Below are 8,557 nucleotides of genomic sequence, written 5' to 3'. Positions count from 1 at the left end.
GGAGAAGGTAGAAAGTACAATTGGCGAAGCGACACGTAACAACGTCATGTATCTCAAACAAAGAGCGAATATTCCAGTGTATCGAGCACTGAAAGACTTGAAAGGCTTTTAAAAACCATAAGATTCTAGACAGAGGAGAACCATAAATTCATAAATTCGCTTACACTCATGAGGATGGAAAATACTCCTCCCACAAAAGGTTGACACAATCCATTCTTACCGGTCCAAAGACAAGGGCCGGTTTCTTTGATATAATGACGATCAGAATTATGTTCGAATTGTCCGAATGAAGTAGGAGATGAATTAATGATGCTGGAGTTTCAAGAGTGGCGGCATGTGTTTAAATTAGACCCGAACAAAGAGCTTAACGATGATGATTTAGAAGCGATCTGTGAATCGGGGACCGACGGGATTTTAGTCGGAGGCTCCGATGGCGTGACATTAGATAATACGTTGCAATTACTTGCCCGCATTAGGCGTTTTTCAGTCTCATGTGCGTTAGAGGTATCGAATTTAGAATCGATTACACCAGGGTTTGACCATTATTTTATCCCTTCTGTCGTTAACAGTGGGGAGGTCAAATGGATATCCGGTTTACATCATGAAGCGGTAAAAGAGTTTGGACCGATCATGAACTGGGACGAAATCGTCATGGAAGGCTATTGTATTATGAATCCTGACTCAAAAGCGGCAACATTAACGAGTGCGAAAACGGACCTTGCGAATGAAGATGTTGTCGCTTATGCCCGCATGGTGGAAAATATGTATCAATTTCCGGTCTTCTACCTCGAATACAGCGGAACGTTTGGTGATCCTCAGCTTGTAGAGGAGGTGAGTCAAGTTCTGACGAAAACGAAGTTGTTTTATGGTGGCGGTATTCGCACTGTAGAGCAAGCAGAACAAATGGCACCATTTGCGGACACAGTCGTTGTTGGCAACGTGATTTACGATGATGTTCAAGCAGCGCTTGCAACGATCGCCGCTGTAAAAAAGTAATGGAAACTTAAGGTGAAAAGCCGTACAATAGAAATAAGAACAAGTGTTTGGTGGTGTTACGAACGTGCAACGGAAAATTATAGAAAAAATGTTGGCAGGATTGAATGACAGACAACGAGAAGCGGTGAAACATACAGAAGGGCCCCTGCTACTAATGGCAGGAGCCGGAAGTGGAAAGACAAGAGTACTAACGCACCGGATTGCCTATTTATTACGTGAAAAAGGGGTTGCCCCGTGGAACGTATTAGCGATTACGTTTACAAATAAAGCGGCTCGGGAGATGAAAGACCGGGTCGCTCAGCTTGTTGGACCGATCGCAGATGATATTTGGATCTCCACATTCCACTCTATGTGCGTTCGCATCCTACGCCGCGACATCGATCGGATCGGCTATAGTCGTAACTTTACGATTTTAGATTCCACTGATCAATTGTCAGTGATCAAGCAAATTTTAAAAAACAACAACATCGATTCGAAGAAATTTGAACCACGTAGCATTTTAGGTACGATCAGCGGCGCTAAAAATGAATTGAAGACACCTGAACAATTTATGGGCATTGCAAAAGGACCTTATGAGGAAACGGCAGCAGAAGTATATGTCGAGTACCAAAAGCAACTAAAGAAAAACCAAGCGCTCGATTTTGACGACCTCATCATGAAGACAACTAGTCTCTTCAAAAAAGTTCCAGAGGTACTTGAGTACTACCAGCGGAAGTTTCAGTATATTCTAGTGGATGAGTACCAAGATACAAACCGAGCCCAATATATGCTCGTGAAGATGCTTGGGGATCGCCATAAAAATGTGTGTGTTGTCGGGGATTCGGATCAGTCGATCTATAAATGGCGCGGGGCCGATATCGCCAACATTCTTTCATTTGAAGAGGATTACCAAGACGCAGAGGTCATTTTACTCGAACAAAACTACCGTTCCACGAAGACAATCTTAGAAGCAGCCAACCGCGTCATCGAAAACAATGTGAAGCGGAAGCCGAAAAACCTCTGGACGGAAAATGAGCAAGGAACGAAGATTGGCTTCTATAAAGCTGATACGGAGCAAGGAGAAGCCCAGTTTGTCGTAGAAAAAATTCGTGAAGCGATTCAGGATGGTGCCTCTTATAAAGACATTGCCATCCTTTACCGAACAAATGCTCAGTCCCGTGTCATGGAGGAAATGCTCATTAAATCGAACATTGACTACAATATTGTCGGCGGGACTAAGTTCTACGATCGAAAAGAAATTAAGGATGTGCTCGCGTATTTACGTCTCGTGGCTAACCCTGATGACGACATTAGCTTGCAGCGCATCATCAATGTTCCGAAGCGGGGAATCGGAGCGACGACTGTTGATAAAATTGCTGCTTATGCGGAGCAACAAGGGATCTCGATGTTTGCCGCTCTAAAGGAGATTGAGCAAATCGGTGTCACCTCCCGTGCGGTAAGCAAATTAGTTGAGTTTACTGAGCAGCTTGGTCATTGGGTGCAAATGCAAGAATATTTGTCAGTCACTGAACTAGTGGAGGAGCTGCTTGAGCGGACAGGCTATCGCGACATGTTGCAAAACGAAAAAACACTCGAAGCCCAAAGCCGACTTGAGAACATTGATGAATTTTTGTCCGTAACCCAAGAGTTTGAAAAATCGAGTGACGATAAATCGCTCATTGCCTTTTTAACCGATTTAGCACTCATTTCGGACATCGATAAGCTTGATGATGAGGACGATGGCGTCAAGCCAACCGATGCTGTTGTGCTCATGACCCTCCATTCAGCCAAAGGACTCGAATTTCCGATCGTCTTTTTAATCGGACTGGAGGAAGGCATTTTTCCACATAGCCGTTCTCTTTTTGAAGATGATGAAATGGAGGAGGAGCGTCGTTTAGCCTATGTTGGGATTACTCGTGCCGAAAAGCAGCTTTATCTAACCAGTGCCCAGCTGCGAACGATTTACGGACGAACAAATGCCAACCCGCCGTCCCGTTTTATCGACGAAATTCCAGAAGATTGCCTCGAATTTTTGAATGAACCGCAAGAAGAACTTCCGTGGATGAAGACATCACGACCGGTGACAAAAGCGAAACAACCATCTCGTTCTGTGCCGCAAATGACAACGACGGGAGGCGAACAATTTGCATGGACCGTTGGGGACAAAGCGGAGCATAAAAAGTGGGGAATTGGCACGGTCGTAAGCATGAAGGGGGAAGGCGACTCCCTGGAGCTTGACATTGCATTCCCACCGCCGACCGGCATCAAACGACTATTTGCAAAGTTTGCACCGATTACGAAAGCGTAAGAAAGGAAGACAGACATGGAACGAAACGATGCAGAGCGGAAAATTGAAAAGCTTCGTAACCAGCTTGAAGAATACGGCTACCACTACTATGTGTTGGACAAGCCTCTTGTCTCTGATGCAGAGTATGATGGATTAATGAACGAATTAATTGAGCTAGAAGAAGCTTTTCCCGAATTGAAATCCGATACATCGCCTAGTGTGCGAGTCGGGGGACCACCACTTCCTCATTTTGAGAAAGTAGAACACCGCACACCGATGCTTAGCTTAGGGAACGCTTTTTCCGATCAGGATTTACGTGATTTTGACCGCCGCGTTCGTCAAGTCGTGGGCGATGAGGTCACCTATAGTTGTGAGCTGAAAATTGATGGTTTGGCAATCTCATTAATTTACGAAAGCGGACGTTTTGTCCGAGGGGCGACTCGTGGTGATGGAACGACTGGGGAAGATATCACGCAAAACTTGCGGACGATTCCTTCGATTCCCTTGCGCTTAAAAGAAGCGGTCAGCCTTGAGGTTCGCGGGGAAGCGTTTATGCCGAAACGCTCGTTCGAAGCGTTGAATGAAGCGAAGGAAGCGGCGGGAGAAGAACGATTTGCCAACCCGCGTAACGCAGCGGCTGGGTCTTTGCGTCAGCTTGACCCGAAGCTAGCGGCGAAACGTCACCTCGATGCGTTTATTTACGCGATCGGAAGTGTGGAAGGAAAAGAGCTCCATTCTCACCATGAGGGGTTAAACTATTTAAAAACGATCGGCTTTAAGATTAATCCCGAAAGCGCCTATTGCGAATCAATCGATGAAGTTATTGACTATGTGAACAGCTGGCTTGAGCGCCGGGCAGACTTACCGTATGAAATCGACGGGATTGTGATTAAAGTAGACAATGTAAACTTTCAGGAGCAACTAGGGTATACGGCGAAAAGTCCCCGTTGGGCGATCGCTTATAAATTTCCTGCGGAAGAAGTGATCACAACGTTGCTTGATATCACATTAAACGTAGGAAGAACGGGGGTTGTCACACCGACGGCTGAGTTAAAGCCCGTCACGGTAGCAGGAACAACCGTTAAGCGCGCTTCACTGCATAACGAGGATCTTATTCGTGAAAAAGACATTCGCTTAGGTGATTCTGTCGTTGTGAAAAAGGCAGGGGACATTATCCCAGAGGTCGTGAACGTTCTCACAGAGCTTCGAACGGGAGAAGAGCGACCATTTTCTATGCCAACCCATTGCCCAGAATGCGGAAGTGAGCTCGTCCGCTTGGAAGGAGAAGTGGCTCTTCGTTGCATCAACCCTCAATGCCCAGCACAAATTCGCGAAGGACTCATTCACTTCGTCTCAAGGCAAGCAATGAACATTGATGGATTAGGAGAAAAGGTGATAACTCAACTGTTTGAACATGGGTTGATTCATAATGTAGCTGACCTTTATAAATTAAACAAGGACGAGCTCCTACAATTGGAACGAATGGGTGAAAAATCAGTAAACAATCTCCTCGCTTCGATTGAAACCTCGAAGAAAAGTTCGCTTGAACGGCTTTTGTTTGGTTTGGGTATTCGCTTTGTCGGTTCGAAGGCGGCGAAAACGTTAGCCATGCATTTCCCAACCATGACAGAACTTAGACGGGCGAGCTATGACGAGCTTATCGCTGTCAATGAAATTGGCGAAAAAATGGCTGCCTCCATCGTAAGTTATTTTGAAAAGCCTGAAGTGAACGAATTAATCGATGAGCTTGCTTCGCTAGGTGTCAACATGACGTACAACGGACCGAAGCCAATCGGGGAGGAAGAAATAGCGGACAGTCCGTTTGCAGGTAAGACCGTCGTACTAACTGGAAAATTACAAGCCTTGACGCGCGGGGAAGCAAAGGAGAAAATTGAAGCATTGGGTGGAAAAGTGACAGGAAGTGTAAGTAAAAATACCGATCTATTAGTGGCCGGTGAAGACGCAGGATCAAAGCTAACAAAAGCGAAAGAGCTTAATATCGAAATATGGGATGAAGAAGCGCTAGTGAAGGCGATCAGCCACTAGGCGCACAGGAGAAGTTGGTAGGAGGAGTGAGTGAATATGCTCAAAAAGATGGGCATTGGTCTGATGGCGAGTGTTCTCTTCTTGTCCGGGTGTTTTCCTTTTGTGCAAGATACAGAAGACAATGTAGTGGACATGGGAGAAGAAGGCGATCCACAAGAGCAGGAAGTAGGCGTTGTACCTCAAGCGTCAACGGCCGAAAACTTTTATTCAAGTGTTCTTTATGATGGGACTTATATTCATGGAAGAACGCGTGGATTTGGGAGTGCGGTTGTTTACAATCGTGCAGACTTAGATCAGTTGGAGCTAGGTTTGACAGAAATAGCGAAAGAGCATTTTGATCCTGAGACTTATTTTTTCAGAGAAGGTCAATTTATCTTACGAGATGAGTTGAACAGCTGGCTTATGAGGGAAAGTGATGATAATCCGAACGGACTCAACCCTCCTCTAGGAAAAGGGGATAACATGCGAGAACGTGAAGAAGATCAGCCTCGCTACCTCTCTCATATTTTAGAGCATAACTATTTAGTAGAAGACAATGGCGAGTACAAGCTCGGTGGGATTGTGATCGGACTTTCGATGAACAGTGTCTACAATTTTCGCGTTGAAGACGACCAAGGACGCTACAACTTTTATGAGACAGATATATCAGAAAATAAAATGCTAGAAGAAGGAGAGAAGATCGCGCAAGAGGTTGTGAATCGCTTACGCTCTCAAGAAAGGGAGGATGGGAGCTTTAACGATATTCCGATCGTCATTGCGCTCTTTAGAGAACAGCCACGAGACTCGGTTATTCCGGGTAATTTTGTCGCGACCGCGGTAGCGGAGCCTGATAAAGAATTATCCGGACTCCAATCGATCAATGAACGCTATTATTTGTTTCCGTCCGATGATGCCAACAATAACGCTAGAAATGATTCAGATAACTTTTTGCGCTTCCGAGAAGAAGTCCAAGGGTTTTTTGAATCCTATGTAGGGATTGTGGGGAAGGGGTATTACCGTGACAATAGCTTACAGGAATTAACGATCGACGTGCCGATTCGTTACCAAGGAAAAACGGAAATCGTCGCGCTTTCTCAGTTTATCGCTGATCGGATCGAGCAGCGCTTCCCTAAGAACATCAAAGTCCAAGTGTACATTAACTCGGTGGGAGAAAAACAAGAAGCGATTGTGGTGCGCCAACCGAATGAAGAACCGTTTATTCATATTTTTCGGTAATAACTGAACGTTGAACCCGAGCGAGGACACAAACTCGTTCGGGTTTTTCATATGCTCGTGTATGCGTGGATAAAAACAGTGAAGATAAGGAAATTTCCTTTCATTTCGAAACAAACGGTTGAAAGATGCTTTGTGTGTGTATATAATGTATATATAGTATATATACATTATATAAATGATGAAAAAACGTAAGATGATATGACAAATTGATCGTTACAGCCGTTGATAGCACTTTTCTTAAGCAGTCATACATGACGTTCGTTTGTTTTTAAAAACCATAGAAGAGGGATTTAAATGAAAATCATTATTTCCAACAGTTCAAAGGAGCCGATTTATGAGCAAATTACGAATCAGATTAAAGCGTCTATTTTATCAGGTGAACTAAAAGAGGGGGCGGCGATACCTTCCATGCGTAAGCTCGCAAAGGATTTGCAAGTGAGCGTCATTACGACGAAACGTGCCTACGAGGAATTGGAGAAGGCGGGCTTTATCTATTCGATCGTTGGAAAGGGTTCTTTCGTTGCTGAGCAAAATTTAGAGGTCATGAGGGAGAAGAAACTGAAGGCCATTGAGGAGCAATTGAGTGCGGTCATAATGAATAGCAAAGAAATCGGGCTATCACTCGATGACTTGCAGCAATTATTGAAAATTTTATATGAGGAGTGAAACCGAATGGAAAATATAGTGGAATTAATTAATGTCACAAAAACATTCAAAGATTTTTCAATTAATAAGATGGATTTACAAGTGAAAAAAGGGTTTGTTACGGGATTCATTGGCGCAAATGGGGCAGGGAAGTCGACAACGATAAAAATGATGATGAATCTACTAAAACCAGATGACGGAGAGGTTAAGCTTTTCGGAATGGACTACACGACACATGAGAAGGCGATCAAGGAGCGCATTGGATTTGTATACGATGGTAATGTATTTTTTGAAGGACTAAACTTAATAGATATCAAGCATATTGTTGGACCAGCGTACAAACGGTGGGATGATACATTGTTTTATCAATATGTGGATAAATTCGAATTGCCACTTAATAAGGCAATAAAAACATTTTCAAAAGGAATGCAAATGAAGGCATCATTGGCAATCGCATTATCACATCATGCAGAGTTGATCATCATGGATGAGCCAACAGCAGGGCTAGACCCCATTTTTAGACGAGAACTGTTGGATATTCTACAGGAATTAATGATTGATAATGATCGTACCATTTTCTTTTCTACGCATATTACAACAGATTTAGATCGTATCGCAGACTATATCGCTTTTATGCAGGGGGGAAATTTAGTTTTTAACCAGTCCATTCACGACATAGATGAAAATTATGCGCTCGTAAAAGGAGGATTGGATCTTTTGGATAAAGACACTGAAAAAGCCTTTGTTCATGTTCGGCGCGCATCAACTGGATTTGAAGCTTTAACGAATAACTTATCAGTTGTGAAAAATATATTTGGAGACACCGTTATCATTGAACGAGCAACTCTGGAAGATATTATGTATTACATGAAAGGAGGCGTACATTATGTTTAATTTAATCAGACGAGATATCATACTTCAGAAAAAGATGCTGCTAACGTTCATTCCTTTTATCGGATTCTTTATCTTTATGGACTCACATCCAGCGCTAATCTTTCTCGTTGCCAGTATTTTTATTCCCTTTAATGCTTATGCTTACGATGAAAAGGCAGAGACCAATATATTGCTCAATTCCTTACCTTACACTCGTAAGGAAATTATTGCATCACGATATCTTGGCGCTGTCATGTATATGCTGTTAGCCATTGGAGTGACAAGTCTAGCATTATTTATTTTCAATAAACCTTTTGCTTTATCTGATATTGCGATTGGTGGTGGATTATTTTTACTGTTTACTGCATGCACCTTCCCGTTATTTTATCTGAGCATTTTGCAAAATTAGATTTTTGGGATAAAAGTATAAAAAATAAAGCACTCGACAAATAGCTACCAGCATGTTATTTTACAAAATATTACAATAATCTTGTTTTCGGGCATACCTACAGAATT

6 protein-coding genes and 1 pseudogene are annotated in these 8,557 nt (G+C 43.3%); all 7 read left to right on the top strand.

The window, feature by feature from the left end; genetic code table 11:
• The first annotated feature begins 309 nt into the window (after window positions 1-309).
• Window positions 310-996, top strand: coding sequence for a heptaprenylglyceryl phosphate synthase (gene pcrB, locus E2L07_RS19585; RefSeq protein ID WP_041821204.1), 687 nt, complete (start codon window positions 310-312; stop codon window positions 994-996).
• Window positions 997-1,084: 88 nt separating this feature from the next.
• Window positions 1,085-3,283: a DNA helicase PcrA gene (gene pcrA, locus E2L07_RS19580; RefSeq protein ID WP_134230430.1), complete on the top strand. Its 2,199-nt coding sequence runs from the start codon at window positions 1,085-1,087 to the stop codon at window positions 3,281-3,283.
• Window positions 3,284-3,298: 15 nt separating this feature from the next.
• Window positions 3,299-5,308: an NAD-dependent DNA ligase LigA gene (gene ligA, locus E2L07_RS19575; protein ID WP_010896825.1), complete on the top strand. Its 2,010-nt coding sequence runs from the start codon at window positions 3,299-3,301 to the stop codon at window positions 5,306-5,308.
• 36 nt (window positions 5,309-5,344) lie between these two features.
• Window positions 5,345-6,523 carry a CamS family sex pheromone protein gene (locus tag E2L07_RS19570; RefSeq protein ID WP_010896826.1) on the top strand — a complete coding sequence of 393 codons (1,179 nt, stop codon included), beginning with the start codon at window positions 5,345-5,347 and terminating at the stop codon, window positions 6,521-6,523.
• Window positions 6,524-6,817: 294 nt separating this feature from the next.
• The gene (locus tag E2L07_RS19565) at window positions 6,818-7,189 is read left to right on the top strand and encodes a GntR family transcriptional regulator (protein ID WP_010896827.1); all 372 of its coding nucleotides are present in this window, start codon (window positions 6,818-6,820) and stop codon (window positions 7,187-7,189) included.
• A 6-nt stretch (window positions 7,190-7,195) separates the two neighbouring features.
• A complete protein-coding gene (locus E2L07_RS19560) occupies window positions 7,196-8,062 on the top strand; it encodes an ABC transporter ATP-binding protein (protein WP_134230429.1) in 867 nt (288 codons plus the stop codon).
• Window positions 8,055-8,432, top strand: a pseudogene (locus tag E2L07_RS19555) (ABC-2 transporter permease); the annotation flags it as partial. The gene E2L07_RS19560 and the pseudogene E2L07_RS19555, both read left to right, overlap by 8 nt.
• Window positions 8,433-8,557: the final 125 nt, after the last annotated feature.

The organism is Halalkalibacterium halodurans, assembly GCF_004376175.1.
Taxonomy (GTDB): domain Bacteria; phylum Bacillota; class Bacilli; order Bacillales; family Bacillaceae_D; genus Halalkalibacterium; species Halalkalibacterium halodurans.
Note: the sequence above shows the minus strand (reverse complement) of the source record. Positions and strands in the feature narration are given on the sequence as shown.